The sequence below is a fragment of the Paraliobacillus zengyii genome, from assembly GCF_003268595.1.
GTDB classification, from domain to species: Bacteria; Bacillota; Bacilli; order Bacillales; family Amphibacillaceae; genus Paraliobacillus_A; species Paraliobacillus_A zengyii.
Map to the genome: position 1 here is coordinate 1,789,554 of NZ_CP029797.1, position 21,911 is coordinate 1,811,464.

General features: G+C 34.5%; 18 protein-coding genes. 16 read left to right on the plus strand and 2 right to left on the minus strand.

All coding sequences use genetic code 11. The features are described from left to right. Positions 1-26: 26 nt before the first annotated feature. The 14 genes from miaB (at position 27) to glnA (ending at position 16,208) form a co-directional block, all read left to right on the plus strand. A complete protein-coding gene (miaB, locus tag DM447_RS09060; protein WP_112180915.1) occupies positions 27-1,604 on the plus strand; it encodes a tRNA (N6-isopentenyl adenosine(37)-C2)-methylthiotransferase MiaB in 1,578 nt (525 codons plus the stop codon). A gap of 1 nt (position 1,605) precedes the next feature. After that, positions 1,606-1,983 carry a YlbF/YmcA family competence regulator gene (locus tag DM447_RS09065; RefSeq protein ID WP_112180916.1) on the plus strand — a complete coding sequence of 126 codons (378 nt, stop codon included), beginning with the start codon at positions 1,606-1,608 and terminating at the stop codon, positions 1,981-1,983. Positions 1,984-2,255: 272 nt separating this feature from the next. Continuing rightward, positions 2,256-2,813 carry an outer spore coat protein CotE gene (gene cotE, locus DM447_RS09070; protein ID WP_112180917.1) on the plus strand — a complete coding sequence of 186 codons (558 nt, stop codon included), beginning with the start codon at positions 2,256-2,258 and terminating at the stop codon, positions 2,811-2,813. A 127-nt stretch (positions 2,814-2,940) separates the two neighbouring features. Beyond that, the gene (gene mutS / locus DM447_RS09075; protein ID WP_112180918.1) at positions 2,941-5,529 is read left to right on the plus strand and encodes a DNA mismatch repair protein MutS; all 2,589 of its coding nucleotides are present in this window, start codon (positions 2,941-2,943) and stop codon (positions 5,527-5,529) included. Between the two features lie 2 nt (positions 5,530-5,531). Next, complete coding sequence (mutL, locus tag DM447_RS09080) at positions 5,532-7,376, plus strand: DNA mismatch repair endonuclease MutL (protein WP_112180919.1); 1,845 nt, start codon at positions 5,532-5,534, stop codon at positions 7,374-7,376. 66 nt (positions 7,377-7,442) lie between these two features. Continuing rightward, the gene (locus DM447_RS09085; protein ID WP_112180920.1) at positions 7,443-7,892 is read left to right on the plus strand and encodes a Dps family protein; all 450 of its coding nucleotides are present in this window, start codon (positions 7,443-7,445) and stop codon (positions 7,890-7,892) included. A 106-nt stretch (positions 7,893-7,998) separates the two neighbouring features. Beyond that, entirely contained in the window at positions 7,999-8,934 is a 936-nt protein-coding gene (gene miaA / locus DM447_RS09090; protein ID WP_112180921.1) for a tRNA (adenosine(37)-N6)-dimethylallyltransferase MiaA, read from the plus strand. A 38-nt stretch (positions 8,935-8,972) separates the two neighbouring features. Next, positions 8,973-9,197, plus strand: coding sequence for an RNA chaperone Hfq (gene hfq, locus DM447_RS09095; RefSeq protein WP_112180922.1), 225 nt, complete (start codon positions 8,973-8,975; stop codon positions 9,195-9,197). Positions 9,198-9,686: 489 nt separating this feature from the next. Then, positions 9,687-10,655 carry a DUF2268 domain-containing putative Zn-dependent protease gene (locus tag DM447_RS09100; protein WP_112180923.1) on the plus strand — a complete coding sequence of 323 codons (969 nt, stop codon included), beginning with the start codon at positions 9,687-9,689 and terminating at the stop codon, positions 10,653-10,655. 195 nt (positions 10,656-10,850) lie between these two features. Continuing rightward, positions 10,851-11,762, plus strand: a complete 912-nt coding sequence (gene spoVK, locus DM447_RS09105; protein WP_112180924.1) for a stage V sporulation protein K — start codon at positions 10,851-10,853, stop codon at positions 11,760-11,762. A 35-nt stretch (positions 11,763-11,797) separates the two neighbouring features. Next, complete coding sequence (gene hflX, locus DM447_RS09110) at positions 11,798-13,021, plus strand: GTPase HflX (protein ID WP_112180925.1); 1,224 nt, start codon at positions 11,798-11,800, stop codon at positions 13,019-13,021. 21 nt (positions 13,022-13,042) lie between these two features. Beyond that, on the plus strand, positions 13,043-14,281 hold the full coding sequence (locus DM447_RS09115; RefSeq protein ID WP_112180926.1) for a methionine gamma-lyase family protein: 1,239 nt from the start codon (positions 13,043-13,045) through the stop codon (positions 14,279-14,281). A 173-nt stretch (positions 14,282-14,454) separates the two neighbouring features. Further along, on the plus strand, positions 14,455-14,847 hold the full coding sequence (locus DM447_RS09120; protein ID WP_112180927.1) for a MerR family transcriptional regulator: 393 nt from the start codon (positions 14,455-14,457) through the stop codon (positions 14,845-14,847). Positions 14,848-14,873: 26 nt separating this feature from the next. Next, entirely contained in the window at positions 14,874-16,208 is a 1,335-nt protein-coding gene (gene glnA, locus DM447_RS09125; RefSeq protein WP_112180928.1) for a type I glutamate--ammonia ligase, read from the plus strand. Positions 16,209-17,089: 881 nt separating this feature from the next. On the opposite strand, the gene ymzB is transcribed toward glnA, so the two are convergent. Beyond that, positions 17,090-17,446 (minus strand): protein YmzB, encoded by a 357-nt coding sequence (ymzB, locus tag DM447_RS09130; RefSeq protein WP_112180929.1) that lies wholly within the window; start codon positions 17,444-17,446, stop codon positions 17,090-17,092. Between the two features lie 195 nt (positions 17,447-17,641). On the opposite strand from ymzB, the gene DM447_RS09135 reads away from it, so the two are divergent. Next, positions 17,642-18,361 carry a 3-ketoacyl-ACP reductase gene (locus DM447_RS09135; RefSeq protein WP_112180930.1) on the plus strand — a complete coding sequence of 240 codons (720 nt, stop codon included), beginning with the start codon at positions 17,642-17,644 and terminating at the stop codon, positions 18,359-18,361. A 121-nt stretch (positions 18,362-18,482) separates the two neighbouring features. Further along, positions 18,483-20,156: a ribonuclease J gene (locus DM447_RS09140; protein ID WP_112180931.1), complete on the plus strand. Its 1,674-nt coding sequence runs from the start codon at positions 18,483-18,485 to the stop codon at positions 20,154-20,156. A gap of 65 nt (positions 20,157-20,221) precedes the next feature. Here DM447_RS09140 and DM447_RS09145 read toward each other — a convergent pair whose 3' ends face one another. Next, positions 20,222-21,757: a C40 family peptidase gene (locus DM447_RS09145; protein ID WP_112180932.1), complete on the minus strand. Its 1,536-nt coding sequence runs from the start codon at positions 21,755-21,757 to the stop codon at positions 20,222-20,224. Positions 21,758-21,911 lie beyond the last annotated feature (154 nt).

Consider the following 21,911-nt stretch of genomic DNA (forward strand, 5'->3'; position numbering starts at 1 on the left):
AACTTTGAAAGGAGTTTTACATTGAAATGAATGAGCAACAGCGAAAAGAAACAAATCAAATTAAACAAGTAGATTCAACAGACGTAAAATCTGGACTGGATTCTAACTTAGATAGACTCAAAAACATGGACTCTGATGAATTAATTGGTAAATATTTTCAAGCGACTTATGAACCACCTAATTTAAAGCAAGCTAAAAAAAGAAGACGTGAAGACGTTCAAATACATTATGATTATTCAATTTCTCATGAAATGAAAAATATTGGGCAAGGAAAGAAATTTTTGATTCGCACGTATGGTTGTCAAATGAATGAGCACGATACGGAAGTAATGGCTGGGTTATTAACGGACATGGGGTATGAATCAACAGATAATACAAATGATGCAGATATTATTTTACTAAATACATGTGCAATTCGTGAAAATGCTGAAAATAAAGTATTTGGTGAAATCGGACATTTGAAACCACTTAAATTGGAAAAACCTGATTTAATTGTTGGTGTGTGTGGCTGTATGTCACAAGAAGAATCAGTAGTAAACAAAATACTTAAGGTACATCCGTTTATTGATATGATTTTTGGTACACATAATATTCATCGCTTACCAGAGTTATTAAAAGAAGCGATCTTTAGCAAAGAAATGGTCTTAGAAGTTTGGTCAAAAGAAGGCGATATCATTGAGAACTTACCTAAAGTACGTAAAGGGAAAATCAAAGGATGGGTAAATATTATGTATGGCTGTGATAAGTTCTGTACATATTGTATCGTTCCATACACACGTGGAAAAGAACGAAGTCGTATGCCAAAAGATATTATCCATGAAGTACGTCAACTGGCTGCACAAGGTTATAAAGAAATTACGTTACTTGGTCAAAATGTCAATGCGTATGGAAAAGATTTAGATATTGACTATGGTTTAGGTGAACTAATGAATGAGATTAGTAAAATTGATATACCGCGTGTACGCTTTACAACTTCACATCCGCGTGATTTTGATGATCGTTTAATTGAAGTACTTGCACAAGGTGGAAATCTTTTAGACCATATTCATTTACCGGTTCAGTCAGGTAGCTCAGAAGTATTACGCGTAATGGCGCGTCGTTATACACGAGAAAGCTATTTAGAACTAGTTAATAAAATTCGCAAGGCAATGCCAAATGCTACACTTACAACAGATATTATTGTTGGTTTCCCTAATGAAACAGATGAGCAGTTTGAAGAAACAATGACACTAGTACGTGAAGTTGGTTTTGATGGTGCATATACATTTATCTACTCTCCAAGAGAAGGTACACCAGCTGCCAAATGGGAAGATAATATTCCAATGGAAGTGAAGAAGGAACGTCTCCAGCGTTTAAACGCATTAATTAATGAACAAGCGAAAAATGCGATGTTAAAATACGAAGGAGAAACGGTTAAAGTATTAGTTGAAGGTGAAAGTAAAAAGAATCCAGATGTACTTTCAGGTTATACAGAAAGAAATAAACTTGTTAATTTTAAAGCTCCAAAATCAACAATTGGTAAAATAGTTGATGTAAAAATTATCGAAGCGAGAACATGGTCACTTAATGGTGAACTAGCCGAGCAACCAGTTGAGGTATATTAATATGGCATATTCTAAAGAAGATGTCATTTCAAAAGCTGATGAGCTAGCTGCACAAATTGCAAATATTGAAGAAGTAGACCGTTTCAAACAAGTTGAAGAACGATTAAATAATAATCAAAAAATAAAAAAACTAATTAACCAAATGAAAGCTTTACAAAAACAAGCGGTAAACTTTCAAGCATATGGCAAGACAGAAGCACTAAAAAAAGTGGAGAAAGAAATCGACCTTCTCCAAGAAGAAATTGATGAGATTCCAATCGTGCAGGAATTCAGGGAATCGCAAGTAATGATTAATGACATTTTGCAAGTGGTAACAGAAACAATCACAGATGAAGTTACAAAAGAAATGAAAGATGCATCCTCTTTTACAGATAAGTAAAACAAATAGAAATGGCTAACAGTGCGTTTAACGACATGTTAGTCATTTTTTTGTGTTTATGGAGAGTTTTGTTTATAACAACTAATTACGTCATTGAATAGCACTTTCTAAAAAATATTAGAAATCATTTGTACCGTTTTATAGGCAAATGCATACGATGAATTAGAAACGCATGCAGATCGCCTTATTTAAAAAAGGGCAAGTGTATCATATGCACTTTAGGTAGATGTCCTGCATAAACTGACAATGAATAAAGAGGAGGTTATATATTTATGTCTTTCCTTGATCATGAATACCGCGAGATCATCACAAGGGCTGTTATCGGAAAAGGGCGTAAATTCGTTCAAGATACCAACACAATTACACCAACGCATAAGCCGTCTAGTATTTTAGGTTGTTGGATCATCAATCATTTATACAATGCCAAGAAAAAAGGAGATGGCTTGGTAGAGGTAAGTGGTAGTTATGATGTAAACGTTTGGTATTCCTATAACGATAACACTAAAACAGAGGTTGTAACAGAACGTGTCGTGTACTCTGATGTCATTAAATTATCTGTAAAAGATAAACAGACATTAGGCGACAAAGCAGAAGTTTTTGCTAAAGTATTACAACAACCAAACTGCTTGGAATGTACGATTGCAAGCCACGACCACAAAATCGTAGCAGAAGTTGAGCGCGAATTTTTAGTCGAAGTAATTGGCGATACAAAAGTGACTGTTAAAGTTGATCCAAGTGGAATTGTGGCAGATGATGAAGATTGGGATATTGAATTAAGAGACGATGAATTTGAAAGTCTTGATCCTGATTTTCTAACAAATGAAAAATAAACTGTCTGAAGAGCGTGATGCAACAATCACGCTCTTTTTCTGTATTGTATATGTTACAAGTACAAAAATCATTCATAGATATGCTATAATATAAGAATGAAATTTTGTACGTGTGGGGGATATAAAGATGGCAGAATTCACGCCAATGATACAGCAATATTTAAAGGTAAAAGCAGACTATAAAGATAGTTTCCTATTCTTCCGACTTGGGGATTTTTATGAAATGTTTTTTGATGATGCACTTAAAGCTTCTAAAGAATTAGAGATAACATTAACAAGCAGAGATGGTGGTGGAGAAGACCGGATTCCGATGTGCGGTATTCCATATCATGCAGCCGCTAATTATATTAAAAATTTAGTAGAAAAAGGTTATAAAATAGCAATCTGTGAGCAAGTGGAAGATCCAAAGGTAGCTAAAGGCGTAGTCAAACGTGAAGTTGTCCAGCTTATTACACCAGGAACGATTATGGAAGGTAATATGTTAAATGAAAAGGAAAACAATTATTTGGCTAGTATTAGTCAGTTTGATACAGATACATTTGTGATTACTTACAATGATTTGTCAACTGGTGAAAATAGTGTTGCTTTAATTGACACTGGTTGGGATCAATTGATGAGTGAACTTTTCAATAGACCGATTAAAGAAGTAGTTATTTCAAAGGAATTAGAGAAACGTTATCAAAATGATTTAACAGAGCGCTTACTCGTTACGTTATCATTTGCTGAATCAACAACAATTGATAGCTCTTTCACTCCACTAGTAAAGGAATTAGCGGATGAACGATTAAAAGTGGCCTTTGGTCGAATGCTTTGTTATATTCAATCAACCCAACAACGATCGTTGGACCACCTTAAACCTGTTCAACTAATTGAATTAAAACAATATATGACATTAGATATGTATTCAAAACGTAATTTAGAATTGACCGAAACAATCATGCGTAAAGGAAAACAAGGTAGCCTGTTATGGGTATTAGATAAAACTGTAACAGCAATGGGAGCACGTAAATTAAAAAAATGGTTAGAACGTCCATTGTTGCAAAAGTCTTTACTTGAACATCGTTATCATTTAGTTGAAGGATTAATCGCACAATTTTTAGAACGAGAGGCACTACGAGACACATTAGAATCAATCTATGATATGGAACGCTTATGTGGACGAGTTGCTTTTGGGAATGTAAATGGTCGTGATCTTCAACAACTCAAACTTTCATTAGGGAAAGTTCCAGATTTAAAAGCTATTTTAGATCAATTTGAGAACAAAGAAGTACAAGCATTAGGAAATGGTGTAAACACGATAGATGCGCTTTATGATCTACTTGAAAGTAGTATTGTGTTAGACCCACCAATGACGATTAAAGAAGGTGGCGTTATTAAAGACGGCTATCATGAGCAACTTGACCAATACCGTTATGCTTCAAAAAACGGCAAGCAATGGATAGCTGAGCTTGAACAAAAAGAAAAGAAAGCAACGAATATAAAATCCTTGAAGATCGGCTATAATCGTGTCTTTGGTTATTATATTGAAGTGACAAAAGCGAACTTGCACCTATTACCTGAAGGGAAATATGAGCGTAAGCAAACGTTAACGAATGCGGAGCGTTATATTACACCAGAATTAAAAGAAAAAGAAACGTTAATTTTAGAAGCAGAAGAGAAAAGTGTTGATCTAGAACATCAATTATTCACTGAACTTCGCGAGCAAGTAAAAACATTTATTCCACAACTACAAACACTAGCTGACAAAATAAGTGAAATTGATGTTTTACAAGGATTTGCTACAGTAAGTGAACTAAATGATTATCATCGTCCAACTTTTAATGAAGATCGTCAAATTAATATCGAAAAAGGACGCCATCCAGTTGTTGAAAAAGTAATGAAAGATGATATGTATGTGCCGAACGATGTTGATATGAAAGATGTGACAGACATTTTATTAATTACTGGGCCAAATATGTCTGGTAAAAGTACGTATATGCGCCAATTAGCCCTAATTACGATCATGGCCCAAATTGGTTGTTTTGTACCATGTGAAAATGCATCACTCCCAATATTTGATAAGATATTTACTCGAATAGGTGCAGCTGATGACTTAGTTGCCGGTCAAAGTACATTTATGGTCGAAATGCTTGAAGCAAAACATGCGATCACAAATGCAACAGAAAACAGTTTAATTTTATTAGATGAGATTGGTCGTGGGACAAGTACTTATGATGGAATGGCACTCGCACAAGCAATTATTGAATATGTACATGATCATGTAGGTGCCAAGACATTATTCTCTACCCATTATCACGAATTGACAACATTAGAGGAAACACTAGAACAATTGAAAAATGTGCATGTTAGGGCCGAAGAATTTGAGGGGAAAGTTGTTTTCTTACATCAAATTCAAGATGGCGCAGCTGATAAGAGTTATGGTATTCACGTAGCCAAGTTAGCAGCCTTACCAGATCAACTGATTGACCGTGCTACAGTTATCCTAGAACAACTAGAGACAACAGATGTAAAGGGTAAACAGAAGGAAGCTGCGGATGATGCACAGTTAAGTTTTTTTGTTGCGGAACAAAAGGCAAGTAGTCAAACAGTAACAAAATCAAAAGCTGATAAAGCACTACAAAAGTCACTTAAAAAGATTAATATAATGGAAATGACCCCAATGCAAGCAATGAATGAGTTATATCGCTTACAACGCCTAGCGAACGAGGAGGAGTAATGGTGAAGATATTACCGATGCCAGATGGACTTGCTAATAAGATCGCAGCTGGAGAGGTAGTAGAACGTCCAGCATCTGTTGTAAAAGAATTACTAGAAAATAGTATTGATGCAAATAGTACATCGATTAAGATTGAAGTGGAAGAAGCTGGACTCCAGCAAATTAAAATAACCGATAATGGAGAGGGCATGGATCCAGTAGATGCTGAACATTCCTTTGCACGTCATGCAACAAGTAAAATTCGTAGTGAAAATGACTTGTTTCATGTCAAAACATTAGGATTTAGAGGTGAGGCACTTGCTTCTATTGCAGCGGTTAGTAAACTTACACTAAAGACTTCAACTGGTGGTGAAGCGGGTACAGTCTTAAAACTTGATGGTGGTAAGATTGTTGAACGAAATAAAGGGGATGCCAGACAAGGAACTGAAATGACCATAGATGCATTATTTTTTAACACACCAGCCAGGTTGAAGTACATGAAGACAATCCATACGGAACTTGGTCATATTACGGATGTTGTCAATCGAATAGCGCTTTCTAATCCGACGATTCGATTTGAACTGTACCATAATGGGAAAAATATTTTCCAAACAACAGGTCGGGGAGATGTCATTCAGGTCATTTCACAGGTTTATGGAATTAATGTGGCAAAGAAAATGCTTCCAGTATCTATAGAAACGTTAGATTTTTCAATTACAGGCTACATTGCAAAACCAGAAGTAACACGTGCATCACGAAGTTATATTTCAACGATTATTAATGGACGTTATATTCGTAGCATTCCGTTAAATAAAGCGATAGCAAGCGGCTATCATACGTTATTGCCAATTGGTCGTAGCCCGATTGTTATATTGAAAATTGAGATGGATCCAATCTTAGTAGATGTGAATGTACATCCTGCTAAATTAGAAGTTCGTTTTAGTAAAGAAAAGGAATTGTTTTACGCGGTGGAAGAAACTATTCGCAAAGCTTTTCGTAAGGAAACACTTATTCCTGATAACAAACAGGAAGAGCCAAAACCTGAGAAAGTCAAGAGTACACAGCACACTTTTGCATTTGATTATAACAAGAGAGCTGATTTGGAACAAAATCATTACCCAAAATCATATACACCTCCTCGTGATGATCAGGATACGTTTGAGTCAGCACAAGCAGCCGCGTTAGAATCGATGGCAACATATGATTTGGAAGCTATTCCCCGAGTAGCAGAAGAGGTTAATGATACACATGAAAATAATATATCAGCTCAAGAAGTGAAATCAGATCGAATTCCTGTGATGTATCCAATTGGACAACATCATGGTACGTATATTATGGCAGAGAATGAAGAAGGCTTATATATGATTGATCAGCATGCTGCACAAGAACGAATTAAATATGAATATTTTCGTGATAAAATTGGTGATGTTCCAAATGAACTACAAGAACTTTTGTTACCGTTAACGTTCGATTTTTCTAAACAAGAGGCATTATTAATAGAACAACATCAAGAAGAATTAAAAAAGGTCGGTTTATTTTTTGAACACTTTGGTCAACAAACATATATCGTTCGGGCTCATCCGCAATGGTTTCCACAAGGATTCGAGGAAGAGGTTATTCGTGATATAGTTGAACAAGTAATAGAAGAAGACAAAGTGGATATTGCTAAATTGCGTGAGGATGCTGCTATCTTAATGTCTTGTAAACGGTCGATCAAAGCAAATCATTACTTAAATAAAGACGATATGTTTCAGCTATTACAAGATCTTAGAAAATCAACTGATCCATTTACATGTCCGCATGGTCGACCTATTATTATTCATTTCACGGGATACGAGATGGAGAAGATGTTTAAACGAGTAATGTAAAATACTTGTATAAAAGAGGCACCTAGTTAAAGACTAGAAGTAAAAGTAAAAAGGTTAGGTGCCAATATGCAAGAAAATAAAGACTTGATTCACTATTTAAATCTTGAGTTATCGAACGTTGCAGTACTTTATGTAAAACTTCATCGGTATCATTGGTATATCCAAGGAAGTCAGTTTTTCACATTACATGCTATTTTTGAGGAGCATTATAAGGAATTAGCTACCGATTTTGATCAAATTGCAGAACGTATATTAGCGATTGGTGGCAGGCCGTTTGCAATAATGGAAAAGTATTTGCAAACAACGAGTTTGAAAGAAGCACAAGCTGATGATGAACCATCAGAAATAATGAGACAACTGATAGAAGACTATCAGCAAATTTGCGATGAAATAAACGAAAATGCTTTGCCAAAAGCGAGAGATTATCCAGATAAACCGACTGAGGATCTCTTAATTGGCTTACAAGCAAAGTTAGAAAAATATATTTGGATGCTAAAAGCACACCAAAAACTATAATGAATGAGGGGCTATCATGATGGAAGATTCATGAGCCTTTTTTTTTATTTATTTTAATGTATAATTAGTCCAAGAAGAATGGAAAGCGATGATAAGGGGAATACCGATGAAACAAATTGTAATTGCTATTGTTGGTCCCACAGCGGTTGGGAAAACTAACCTTAGTATAGAAATTGCGAAAAAATTTGATGGAGAGATCATTAGTGGTGATTCCATGCAAATCTATAAAGGAATGGATATTGGCACTGCAAAAGTAACCAAAGAAGAACAACAAGGAATTAAGCACCATATGCTAGATATTAAATCACCAGACCAAGACTTTTCCGTTGCAGATTTTCAATATGAAGTAAAGCGACATATTGAAGAAATTAAAGAGCGAGGAAAACTTCCGATTATCGTCGGCGGTACAGGGTTATACATAAAAGCTGCCTTATATGACTATCAATTTACAGACGAAAAAAGAGATGACACGTTTCATGAAAGAATAGAAGAAGAAATAGAAGTACAAGGCATGACTTCAGTCTATCAAAGATTGCAAGCCATAGACCCCGCGCAAGCAGAGAAGATTCACCCGAACAACGTAAGAAGAGTAATTCGTGCGCTTGAAGTGTTTGATCGAACAGGAATAACCATGACGGAACACCATGCAAACCAAAGTGAATCATCACCGTACAATCCTATTTTAATTGGATTGGAAATGGACCGGGAAATATTGTATAATCGAATCAACCAACGAGTTGATCTCATGATAGAAAAAGGATTACTAGACGAAGTAGAATATTTCTATACGAAAGGATTAGAAAAGGTCCAAGCAATGCAGGCAATTGGATATAAGGAGTTTATTCCATACTTTAAAAGGGAACAATCTTTAGAAGAAGTAATCATGCTATTAAAACAAAATTCAAGAAGATACGCAAAACGCCAATATACATGGTTTAAAAATAAGATGGATGTACATTGGTATCAGATCACTCCTGATGAGCAATTAAAAATAGTTGAAAGAATTTTAGATGATTTAGCAGGAATGATTGAAAAGAAGTAGAAATAATATAATAGAGATAGAAAAGAGGAGGAAACTATATGTCACAATCTGTTAATATTCAAGATCAATTCCTAAATCAAATACGTAAAGACCATATCCAAGCTACTATATTTCTAACAAATGGTTTTCAATTAAGAGGTACTATTAAAGCATTTGATAATTTCACCGTATTATTAGACACGGATGGAAAGCAACAATTAATTTTTAAACATGCAATCTCTACTTTCGCGCCAGTTAAAAATGTTACATTAGAAAAAGAGTAAGTTAAGTAGAAATACTATATTCTACCATGGCTCCCTTTCCAAATAATTAATAATTGGAAAGGGAGTTATTTTTTGAAAAATTCTTCTTTATAATTTAATTAATAGTTATTGGAAAAGTAACTTTGCTAGAAACGTGCCCAAACTGTATTGGTTACTAAATTAATAAAGGTATTTTTCAAAGGTTATTTATAAGAGTGAATTACTTATCTAAGAATGTTAACGAGACGGATAGATTCAGGAGGGATGACTTTGGAGAAGAAAAAACGGGGGGAGAAAAAGTGATATCTTAGAAATAATGACTTATTGGATACCAGAAATTATTTTATTACCATTCAGGCTAATTGGATCGATACTAAGAGGTTTCGGTAGGTTGATACGAATTATATGGGAAGGATTTTAATTTATTTAGAAGTAACGCTAAATTAAAATTAACTCTATCTAATACTGTTACTAGAAGGTGATTAAAATTAAAAAATATGTTGTTTCATTATGTTAATAAGTAGCTTAATTCTTATGATTGGTTGTTCTAATGTCACTACAGAAAGTGATACACCCTCAAATTCAACAAATAATTTAGAACCAATAACATTTACGTATAATGAGAATGAGTATAAAATTGTGAATTTTTATCAGGAGTTTTCACAATATATTAAAGAGGCTGAAAAACATCCTGACAATTTAGATACATTATATATTGACACGGTTCTAGAACCATTTACAAAAAGTGTGTTCGGTGAAGATTATGGAGAATTCATTTCCAAGCAATGGGGGTTTGGGACGCCTACTCGCCCAAAGATCCTTGAGGAATATCTTCTTTATCTGAATGAAAATAATAATAAAATCAATGACTTAATAATTGATGCTTTAAAAAAATCAACTGATGAACTTTCTTCTGAAGATGATAAAGTAGTATACATACTCCTTGCAAGTCCAGATGATGTGACTAAGATGAAGTGGTTGAAAGGTGTTACGGGTATGACGTGGGATCAAAACGTTATCACCATTCAAATTGCTCCACCATTTCTTGATGAGGATATTTTAAAGTTTGTTGTTGCCCACGAATATCAGCATGCTGTTTTCTTTGAGAAAAACGAGATTGGGACAAATGCAACAGTTTTGGAAGAGGTTATGTTGGAAGGTAAAGCGGATACGTTTGCACAAATTATGTATCCAGAAGTTGTGACACCATGGAATGATTTTTCAACGAAAAGTCAGGAAGAAAACACTTGGAGTTATTTAGAAAAGAACTTAAATTCTATTAATGCTTCTATAAAAGATGACTTATTTTACGGGAATTCTAGCAAAGGGATTCCAGATACCTCTAATTATAAAATGGGTAACAAAATTATGGATAGTTTTATTCAAGAAAATCCAAGTATTTCTATTGAAGAGTGGACGGAGATGTCAGCAGATGAAATACTCGAAAAAAGTAAATATGAAGCAAAGAACCAAGAATAATAAATCGTAAAGTATGGGATACCCTTAATTGACTTTGCCACACGATTTTAGATATGTATAATATGTGTAGCTTCTTTTAAATCAAGTTGTTTATCTATTCAATTTAAATATTATAGACTCCAATACTTTTTTATATAGGCATGTGTCACACACTAGGCTTATACCACGTATAATGTGGATGGTAAGGGGTGATTGATGGTGGAATCGCAAGTATCTTTTCCTAAACAAAATCAAATAAATATTGTCTTGCAAGATCAACGCGAGCGATTAGGGAGTAGTGACGAGAAAATTTATGACCCTTTTCAACAGTTAGACCAAGCATTTTCAAGTTTTGTTGGTCTTGATTTATTAAAAGATAACATCAAAGAAATATATGCAAATGTACAAATTAATCAACAAAGAGAAAAAGCTGGGATGAAAACACAACCACAAGTATTACACATGTTATTTAAAGGGAATCCTGGTACGGGAAAGACTACCGTTGCACGTAAATTATCCGTATTATTTCGCGAGTTAAATATGTTGTCAAAAGGTCATTTTATTGAAGCAGAGCGAGCTGATTTAGTTGGAGAGTACATTGGTCATACGGCTAAGAAAACACGTGATTTAGTAACTAAAGCACTTGGAGGTATACTATTTATAGATGAAGCTTATGCTTTAGCTAGAGGTGGCGATAAAGATTTCGGTAAGGAAGCGATTGATACACTAGTGAAACAAATGGAGGATCATCATGGGGAGTTTATTTTAATATTGGCGGGGTATCCGTTAGAAATGGAATATTTTTTATCTATGAATCCAGGTCTTGGTTCACGTTTTCCGATTGTTTTAGACTTTGATGATTATTCTATTGATGAGTTAATTAATATAGCGCATAAAATGACTGCCGAAAGAGAATATCAATTAACAAAAGAAGCAGAATGGAAGTTAAGAACACATCTAACTAAAGCAAAGCGTGACAGTAATCACGCCAATTTTGCTAATGCACGTTTAGTGCGAAATATGATTGAAAAGGCAATTCGGAAACAAGCTGTTCGTTTATTAAAAAAACGACATTATAGTACAGATGATTTAATGTTGATTACAGTTAAAGATATTGTGTTAGAATAGAAGTATTGCTTCATAGAAGAAAAGAGGATTAAGATATGGTAGAAAATGTACTAGTAATTGCAGTTCATAAAAAAATGAGTGATGAAGAAAGACTATATTATTCACTTGAAGAGTTAAAATCATTAACAGAGTCAGCTAAAGGTAAAGTTATTGAAACGCTTATTCAAAAGCGGGATCGTATTCATCCCGCTACATATATAGGATCTGGTAAGCTAACTGAATTAATGGAATTAATTGAAGAGCATGAAATTGATTTAATTATTGCGAATGACGAATTATCATCTAGTCAAATGCGAAATTTAAATGAAAAATTAGAAATACCCATTATTGACCGTAGTCAATTGATTCTAGATATTTTTGCGCAACGTGCCCATACAAGAGAGGGTAAATTACAAGTAGAGTTAGCACAGTATAAATACATGCTTCCAAGGTTACATGGTCAAGGTGCATCATTATCGCGATTAGGTGGAGGAATTGGTACACGTGGACCAGGTGAAACGAAACTTGAAACAGATCGACGTCATATTAATCGTCGAATTGATGAAGTGAAAGAAAAACTTGAAACTGTTGTGAACCAACGTGCACAATACCGTAAACGTCGTAAAACAAATAAAGCTTTTCAAATTGCGATTGTAGGCTACACGAATGCTGGTAAATCCACCTTATTTAATCGCTTAACAAAAAGTGAGTCAATGGAAGAAAATCAATTATTCGCAACGTTAGATCCGATGTCTAGACAAATGCAATTTCCAGTTGGCTTGCAATCAATTGTGACTGACACAGTTGGATTCATGCAGGATTTACCAACTGCATTGATTGCTGCTTTTCGTTCTACGTTAGAAGAGGTAAGAGAAGCGGATTTTATTTATCACGTAATTGATGTAAACCATCCTGATTACCCACAGCACTATGAGACAGTACAAAAACTGTTGAAGGATTTAGACGCAGACACAATTCCTTCTTTAATGATCTATAACAAAAAGGATTTGTTAACAACAGGTTTTATTCCGTCTGTACATCCATCAATTTTAATTAGTGCTCTAAGCCAAGAAGATCGAAATCAAACATTGTTAAAGACAGAAGAAATATTAAAAGAGCAATGGGTGTTTTATGAAAAGATCATCTCAGCTACAGAAGGTAAAAAATTGTTGTCCTTTCGAAATCATACGCTAATGACAAAACAAGAATTTAATGAAGATGAAGAAACGTATCTAGTACAAGGTTATATGCCTGATGGTCATCCATTACAGTATAGCTAGAAGGAGCAAAGGACCAAGCAAATGTTAGATGAAAAGATTATCCAAGTGGAGAAAGATATTGAGATAGAACGCAGGAAAATTCAACAAACTGCAGAGCGCAATCAGCTACGGGTATTAAATGCATTTCGCAATCAAAAGATTAGTGAGAGTCATTTTAACCCTACAACTGGTTACGGATACGATGATGCAGGTAGAGACGGACTAGAACGAGTTTATGCTTCGGTATTTAATACAGAAGACGCACTCGTTCGTTTGCAGTTAATTTCTGGTACGCATGCGATTACGACAGCGCTTTTTGGTATATTACGACCTGGAGATGGACTAGTATATATTACAGGTTCTCCCTATGACACTTTAGAAGAAGTGGTCGGGGTTCGTGGTAAAAATAATGGCTCCTTAATTGATTTTGGGATTGAGTACCAAGCTGTTTCATTAACAAATCAAGGTCAGATAGATTGGCAAGGAGTAAAAAGCCAAATAAATAAACATACAAAGGTAATTGGTATCCAACGTTCTAAAGGATATGCCGATCGTCCATCATTTACAATTGATGAAATAGAAGAAATGATTACATATGTAAAATCAATTAAAGAAGATGTGATTGTATTTGTTGATAATTGCTATGGTGAATTTGTCGAAGAAAGAGAACCAACAGATGTAGGAGCAGATTTAATAGCAGGTTCTTTAATCAAGAATCCAGGTGGTGGAATTGCACGTACTGGTGGTTATATCGCGGGAAAGAAAGACTTGATAGAATTAGCGGCTAATCGACTAACAGCACCGGGTTTAGGTAAAGAAACTGGAGCAAGTTTAGGGATTTCACAAGAACTGTTTCAAGGTTTATTTCTAGCGCCTCATGTTGTAAGTGAAGCATTACAAGGAGCTGTATTCACTTCAAGGATGTTAGACGTAGTTGGTTTTAAGACTACACCTGCTTATAATGCCAAAAGAACAGATCTGATTCAATCTGTTACTTTTGACACAGCTGAACAAATGATTGCTTTTTGTCAATCTATCCAAAAATCGTCACCAATTAATGCACATGTAATACCATATCCAGCTGCTATGCCTGGGTATGAGGATGATGTAATCATGGCCGCAGGGACATTCATTCAAGGTGCAAGTCTTGAATTAACAGCTGATGGACCAATTCGTCCACCATATACAGCTTATGTTCAAGGTGGTTTAGTATATGCACATGTAAAAATAGCAATAATAGAAGCAATTGAAAGTTTTCTTAAAAAGGGCTTTCTCAAGTAAACAACAAAGATTAAACCAATAAGTGGAAAAATAGGGTTAAAATTATGCGAATTCGTGTAATAATACAAATTTTTTGAATATTTTTATGTAAAGAAAGCTCACACGTATTGACAATTATATTGGCGAATGTATAATAGAAATATGGAAAGGCAAGTAAGGAAGGGGTTGAGGTTATGAGCGAGATTGATAGACGTTCAATGCCCTTATTTTCCATTGGTATAGTCAAATCTTTGGCTGATTTAACAGCAAGACAAATTCGGTATTACGAAGAACACAATTTAATTCATCCTGCTCGTACTGATGGTAATCAGCGCTTGTTTTCTTTTAATGATGTAGATCGTCTTTTAGAAATAAAGGAACTAATCGATAAAGGAATTAACTTGGCTGGAATTAAACAAGTCTTATCTGTTAAAGACTTGCCCAAAACACAAGTAGTAGATGAACAAAACCCACCTGAATTAACAGAAAAGGAACTCAGAAAAATACTCCAAAAAGAGTTGCTAGATTCAGGTAGGTTAGGCAAGGCTTCGTTGAGGCAGGGAGAGCTATCACGGTTTTTCCATTAAAAAGATTATCTAAAGGAGAGGAAAGCATGTCAAAATTCACTAAAGAATCAATCAAGCAACAGATTAAAGAGGAAAACGTTAAGTTTATCCGTCTTCAGTTCACGGATTTACTAGGAACAATTAAAAACGTTGAGATTCCTTTAAGCCAATTAGACAAAGCATTCGACAATGAAATGGTATTTGATGGTTCATCAATTGAAGGTTTTGTTCGTATTGAAGAATCAGATATGAAATTATATCCAGACTTAGATACTTTCGTAGTATTTCCTTGGACATCTGAAAAAGGTAAAGTCGCTCGTTTTATTTGTGACATCTATAATCCAGATGGTACGCCTTTTGAAGGTTGCCCACGTTATAACTTAAAACGTAATATTAAGAAAATGGAAGAACTAGGATTTTCTAAATTTAATATTGGTACAGAACCAGAATTTTTCTTATTCGAACTAGATGCAAATGGTAACCCAACACTAGACTTGAATGACCATGGTGGTTATTTTGATTTAGCACCAACAGATCTTGGTGAAAATTGCCGTCGTGATATCGTTCTTGAACTTGAAGAAATGGGTTTTGAAATGGAAGCTTCTCACCACGAAGTTGCTCCAGGACAACATGAAATTGACTTTAAATATGCAGATGCAGTAAAACATGCTGACGATATTCAAACGTTCAAATTAGTTGTTAAAACAATTGCACGTCAACACGGATTACATGCTACTTTCATGCCTAAACCATTGTTCGGTGTAAACGGTTCTGGTATGCACTGTAATATGTCATTATTCAAAGATGGCAAGAATACATTCTTGGATGAAAATGGTCCATTACAATTAAGTGAAACTGCTTATCAGTTTATCGCTGGTATCATTAAGCATGCATTAAGCTTTACTGCAGTTACAAACCCTACAGTGAACTCTTATAAGCGTTTAGTACCTGGTTACGAAGCACCTTGTTATGTTGCTTGGTCTGGTTCTAATAGAAGTCCACTTATTCGTGTACCATCTTCAAGAGGATTGAGCACACGTATTGAGGTTCGTAGCGTAGATCCAGCTGCTAATCCATACCTTGCAATGGCAGTATTATTAGCTTCTGGTCTAGACGGTATCGAAAACAAACTAGACGCTCCAAAAGCTATCAACCGCAACATCTATGTAATGGACAAAGAGGAAAGAGAAGCAAATGGCGTTCAAGATCTGCCAGCTACTCTATATGATGCAGTACAATTACTTAAAGGTGATGATGTATTAGTTTCAGCTCTTGGTGACCACTTATTCGAACATTTCGTTGAATCTAAAGAAATCGAATGGGACATGTTCCGTACGCAAGTACACCCTTGGGAAAGAGAACAATACATGCAAACATATTAATAGGCAAAACCCCTTGATGCTTAAAGCATCAAGGGGTTTTTGTTTGTTTTGATTTTACTAGAGTAATTACACCAGCCGCGAACGCACTCACAAAACACCCACGAACTAAGTATCTTAATTAAGTTTTCGGAGATTTTAAAATAAATATGTACGATACACACTAAAAATTTCTCTATTTGATAAATTTGTTATAAGTGGATTTTTATTATTGTGTTTTTTTGTTAAATAATCTAGAATAAAAAGAAATTTATTTCAATTTTGACGATCATTTTATAGAGAGGTGATAACATTAGAATCTTTTATTTAATTTATATAGCGTACATTTTAGTTATTTTGTTATTAAACAGTATTTTTAATTTAGAGAACTCTATTTTGACATGGTTTTTTGCTGTGTTTTTGTTATTTGTTATTTTTTCCAGCTTTATTAGCAAAGTGAAAAGAATAAATGAACAGAAGGATGAATGAATTTTTCAGTTACGATTATATAAATAACTTGCTATTTTATGTTTTTATTTTTTAATGATTTTTAAAATGAACCAGCCTACTAAAACTATAAGTATAAGCAAAATTAAAGCATTATTAAAATTGAATGTATGCATGTAAAATCTCCTTTAATTATAAAATTTCATTATTATAATCAATAGTTGCAACAGTTTTAATTAGAATTATAAGTGCAACCATAGATCCAAATAAAATTAGAATACTTATTTACCATGAATTATATTTTAAGGTAAAATTTACTGTTTAGAATAAAATAAATTAACCTAATGCATTTAGCAAGTAATTATAAGGTTATTTTATTAAAATAATAAATTTAACGTCAAAACCCCCCTTAGCACATCTCTTAGTGCTTTAGAGGGTCAGGTATATTTAATGTAATATTATTTATCTGTTGCAAGTTTAATGGTATAGGTTCCTCTGTCCGTGATCAATGTAAATGTTGAATCTTCAAATTTGTAAATGGTTGTGTCTTCAATTGGTATTTCATATAAAGATGATGGAAGGGCCTGTCGTGTATCTTCATCTGTTTTGATGTCACCTGAACCATTCAATTGTAATGTATGCATTGGTTCGTATTCATCGAGCCTTCTTGTATCCTTTGAATAAGAAATAGATGTTAACTCCAAGATCGTGTTATCATCATCTTCAAGTTCGTGTTTCGATATTTCAATTGTTTTGCCTGTCCACTCTTTAAGTGTTTCATTAAAATCTTCAATAGACATGTATTTTTGTGTCATCGTTATCACTCCTATCCATTATATTTCCGAATTAACTCAAAAAAATACGATAGTGTGTAGAAAAGATAATGTTTATTTCCTCGCCTAATTGAAATTATAAAAAATCACTTTATTGTGATAAAATCAATTAATGTAAATTAGTTTTTATCGCTGAACGAATCGAATCAAATATTTTAAGAAGAGGGGTCATTTTATATGGGACAATCAATTAAAGGTAAAGTAGCGCTCGTTACTGGTTCAGGTAAAGGTATTGGAAAAGCAACAGCCATTGCATTAGCGAAAGAAGGTGTCCACGTTGGATTGCTTGCCCGAACTGAAAAGGATCTTAAAAATGTCGCAGCAGAGATTGAAGCGTTTGGAGTGAAAGTTGCTTATGCAACAGTTGATGTAGCGTCACTTGAGCAAGTCGAAGCGGCTGTTAAAAAGCTAACGGATGAACTAGGATCGACGGACATTTTAATTAATAATGCTGGTACAGCTAAGTTTGGTGGGTTTCTTGACTTAGATCCAGAAGATTGGAAAAATATTATTGATGTGAATCTAATGGGCGTATATTATGTAACAAGAGCTGTATTACCACAATTAATAGAAAAAAACGGTGGAGATATTATCAATATCGCCTCAACTGCAGGACAAAAGGGTGCTCCTGTAACAAGTGCATATAGTGCCTCGAAATTTGGCTTGCTTGGTTTAACGGAGTCGTTAGCAATGGAAGTTCGGAAACATAATATTCGCGTAAGTGGATTAACACCAAGTACAGTTGCCACGGAGCTTGCGGTTTCCAATAATTTGACTGATGGTAATCCTGAAAAAGTTATGCAGCCAGAAGATTTAGCAGAATTTATTATTGGACAATTAAAATTACACCCACGTGCATTTATCAAAACTGCAGGTTTATGGTCAACTAATCCATAAGAAGGTAGACTAAAGAAGGATTCCATAACTATTGTTATGGGTCTTTTTTTATGGAAATCATTCATAATTGTCCACTTATTGGGGCATACTAAAGTATTATTTACGATGGGAGGACATTTATTTGAGTGAGACTAATAAAACAATATCCGTTTTCGGACTAGGTGGTTTGAGTGAGATTGGGAAAAACATGTACGCTATTGAATATGGTGAAGCTATTTTTGTAATTGATTGCGGAAATAAATTTCCTGATGAAAGTTTATTAGGGATTGATTTAATCATTCCAGATATTACGTACTTAGTAGATAATAAAGATAAAGTGAAAGCACTAATTGTTACACATGGACATGAAGATCATATTGGGGCTATTCCCTTTTTTCTAAAAAAACTACAGGTACCTGTTTATGCAACCAGTTTCACATTAGGGTTAATTGAAATTAAATTAAAGGAGCACAAATTATTAAGAGAAACAGACTTGGTTGAGATTGATTCACACACCGAGTTGGAGTTTGATCAAATGGAAGTAAGCTTTTTTAAAGTTAGTCATAGTATTCCAGATTGTCTGGGTATTGTGTTCAAAACACCAGAGGGAAATATTGTGCATACTGGTGACTTTAAGTTTGATTTAACGCCTGCAAATGATCGGAAATCAGATATTCACAAGATGGCTGAGATTGGTAGAGAGGGAGTACTACTTCTTTTATCAGAAAGCACTAATGCTGAACGTTCTGGTTTAACACCATCTGAACAACTAGTTGGTGAGCACGTTATTGAAGCTTTTGAAAAAGCAGAGCGTAAAGTTATTATTTCAACTTTTGCATCAAATATTTATCGCGTACAACAGGTTGTAGATGCGGCACAAGTAACAGGTCGTAAACTTGCACTTCTTGGTCGGAGTATGTTGAATGTTGTAGAAGTCGCAACCCAGCGTGGTTATTTAGATATTCCAGATGATATGTTGATCGATCAAGCTGAAATTAATGATCTGCCTCCCGAGAAAGTAGCGATTCTTTGTACGGGAAGTCAGGGTGAACCACTTGCAGCACTATCACGTTTATCTACTGGTAACTTTAGAGGTGTTGATATTCTTGCTGATGATACAGTGATTTTTGCTGCTGGACCAATACCAGGCAACGAAACTAATGTTACACGAATTGTAGATAATTTATTTTTGATTGGTGCTAAAGTGATTTATGGTGCTGAGAGTTCATCTGGTTTACATGTATCGGGACATGGTTATCAAGAGGATTTAAAATTGATGCTTACATTTATGCAACCAAAATATTTCATTCCAATCCACGGTGAATATCGCATGCTATATAAACATCGATTATTAGCAGAATCAGTTGGAGTAGAGAAGAGCAACACATTTATTCTTAATAACGGCGATGTTGTTGATCTTGATGACTCTATTGCACGACAAACGAGAACAATACCAGTGGGAAATACATACGTCGATGGGATTGGAATCGGTGGTGTAGGAGAAGTGGTTTTGCGTGATCGCAAACAGCTGTCTGAAGATGGTATGTTAGTTATTGTCTTAACGATGAGTAAGAATGATAAGAAACTCATTTCATCACCAGATACTATTTCTCGTGGATTTGTTTATATGAGAGATTCAGAAGAACTACTGGGAGAAGTGAATAATTTAATAACACAAACGGTTAAGGATTTTGAAAAGTCATCTAAAAGTCAGTGGAGTGCAATTAAACAAGATGTTAGGAAATCTGTAGGGAAATATATATTTAATCAAACAAAGAAAAAACCAATGATCCTACCGATTATTATTGAAGTTTAACTAAAAAAGATGGTACGCGTTATAAAGCGTAGCATCTTTTTGTTTGTATGACTTTTTAAGGTGGATTAAAAAACGCGCTTTGCTCCTTCGTAATAGTTAGACCAGTAAGCGTTATCCATGTCGTATTCCCAGATACCTTTAGAAGAAGTTGCAGAAACAAAACTATTTTCTCCTGTATAGAAACCAACGTGCGATATCGTACCTGGTTGATTTACTGCGAAAAACACTAAATCACCGGGTTGTAAATTATTTTTACTAATGGAGGTTCCTGTATGGTAAAGCGAACTTGATGTCGATCTGGTCATCTCCACATCATGCTGGTTAAACATGAAGTATACGAATCCACTACAATCAAATCCAGAGGGGTTAGTGCCTCCCCAAACGTACGGAACACCTGTATAATTTGACATATCATTCACTAAATCTTGTTTTATGACCGCATTCTCTAATTCTTGTTGTGTACTAGAATTTACTTTTCCGGTAATGGGTAGTTGATATGCTTGTTGGAATGCTGTAATTGCTCGTACTGTATTTGTGTCATCAACTCCTGTAACATCTCCATTGTAAAATCCTAGTATCTTTAAATTTGCTTGTACCGATTCTAATTGCGTATTGATTTGTTCTAGATTAGGTGGGGAAGAGATTCCGTCGACACCACCCATTGGTAGTTGAATTTGTTGACCGATATAAATTGTATCGCTTATCAAATTGTTCGTAAGCTTTAATTCGGCAACCGATATGTTGTATTGTTTCGCAATTCCAGACAGTGTATCTCCGGAAACTACAGTATAATTGCTTTGAACGGTGGGTATTTGGTTTGATGACACACGTGGCATTTTTAATGATTGTCCTGTATATATCAGGTCCGATAAAAGGTTATTTAGTTGCTTTATTTGAGAAACTGTTGCATGGTATTGTTTTGCTAATCCTGATAATGTATCCCCTGCTGTTACTTGATGTGTACTGGATAAATCAGGCGACGATTGTTGACCTGTAGAAGATGGTATTTGTAACATTTGCGTAACATATATCATATCCGAAGATAACTGATTAATTTGTTTTATTTCATCTGTTGTTGTGCGATGTCTTTTGGCAATTTGAGATAATGTATCTCCTGGTTTTACTTGATAAGAAATGGTTTCTATTTCGATGTTTTTTTGAGTTGGAATGGATAAAACTTGTCCAATATAAATCGTGTTAGCTGATAAATTATTTTTTTGCTTAATCAAGTCGACAGATGTATTATATGTTTGCGCAATTTTGAACAAGGAATCGCCACTTTTTACGCTGTAAGTACTAGGGTCTTCTATAGCTGTCAGTTTATTAGGTAGAGGAGCTTTTGTACTTGCAGATACTTCCGTTTCATTTGCAAACGCAAGTGTCATTACTAAAATAGAACCTAAAAAAACTTTAATTGTATTTACCTTTTTATTGGGATAACGATCTGCTACATAATCCTTCATGTTCTCATTTGTTTTAGAAGAATTCATATTGTCTGTTCCAAGTTCACTAGAAAATTCAGTGAAGTTCTGATCTAAAAAGAGAATGACTGTATATCCTTCCTGATCTTTTTCTAATCTATGACTTCTTATAAAGTCCATTCTAAAAATCACCACCTATTCTTTTAGAATGCCAATAAAGTTAGGAGAATATCAGAGGAAAATTTATCAATTTTCACAGTAGTGTGTTACATACAACAGGAAAAAATATAAGTGTTATATTAGAATAAAGAGGTTATCGCGTAGTATAGTGGAT

Bases quoted from the DNA above. Each gene is read 5' to 3' on its own strand.
- miaB (WP_112180915.1), top strand. From the start codon at position 27: ATGAATGAGCAACAGCGAAAAGAAACAAATCAAATTAAACAAGTAGAT.
- DM447_RS09065 (WP_112180916.1), top strand. From the start codon at position 1,606: ATGGCATATTCTAAAGAAGATGTCATTTCAAAAGCTGATGAGCTAGCT.
- cotE (WP_112180917.1), top strand. From the start codon at position 2,256: ATGTCTTTCCTTGATCATGAATACCGCGAGATCATCACAAGGGCTGTT.
- mutS (WP_112180918.1), top strand. From the start codon at position 2,941: ATGGCAGAATTCACGCCAATGATACAGCAATATTTAAAGGTAAAAGCA.
- DM447_RS09085 (WP_112180920.1), top strand. From the start codon at position 7,443: ATGCAAGAAAATAAAGACTTGATTCACTATTTAAATCTTGAGTTATCG.
- miaA (WP_112180921.1), top strand. From the start codon at position 7,999: ATGAAACAAATTGTAATTGCTATTGTTGGTCCCACAGCGGTTGGGAAA.
- hfq (WP_112180922.1), top strand. From the start codon at position 8,973: ATGTCACAATCTGTTAATATTCAAGATCAATTCCTAAATCAAATACGT.
- DM447_RS09100 (WP_112180923.1), top strand. From the start codon at position 9,687: ATGTTAATAAGTAGCTTAATTCTTATGATTGGTTGTTCTAATGTCACT.
- spoVK (WP_112180924.1), top strand. From the start codon at position 10,851: ATGGTGGAATCGCAAGTATCTTTTCCTAAACAAAATCAAATAAATATT.
- hflX (WP_112180925.1), top strand. From the start codon at position 11,798: ATGGTAGAAAATGTACTAGTAATTGCAGTTCATAAAAAAATGAGTGAT.
- DM447_RS09115 (WP_112180926.1), top strand. From the start codon at position 13,043: ATGTTAGATGAAAAGATTATCCAAGTGGAGAAAGATATTGAGATAGAA.
- DM447_RS09120 (WP_112180927.1), top strand. From the start codon at position 14,455: ATGAGCGAGATTGATAGACGTTCAATGCCCTTATTTTCCATTGGTATA.
- glnA (WP_112180928.1), top strand. From the start codon at position 14,874: ATGTCAAAATTCACTAAAGAATCAATCAAGCAACAGATTAAAGAGGAA.
- ymzB (WP_112180929.1), bottom strand. From the start codon at position 17,446: ATGACACAAAAATACATGTCTATTGAAGATTTTAATGAAACACTTAAA.
- DM447_RS09135 (WP_112180930.1), top strand. From the start codon at position 17,642: ATGGGACAATCAATTAAAGGTAAAGTAGCGCTCGTTACTGGTTCAGGT.
- DM447_RS09145 (WP_112180932.1), bottom strand. From the start codon at position 21,757: ATGGACTTTATAAGAAGTCATAGATTAGAAAAAGATCAGGAAGGATAT.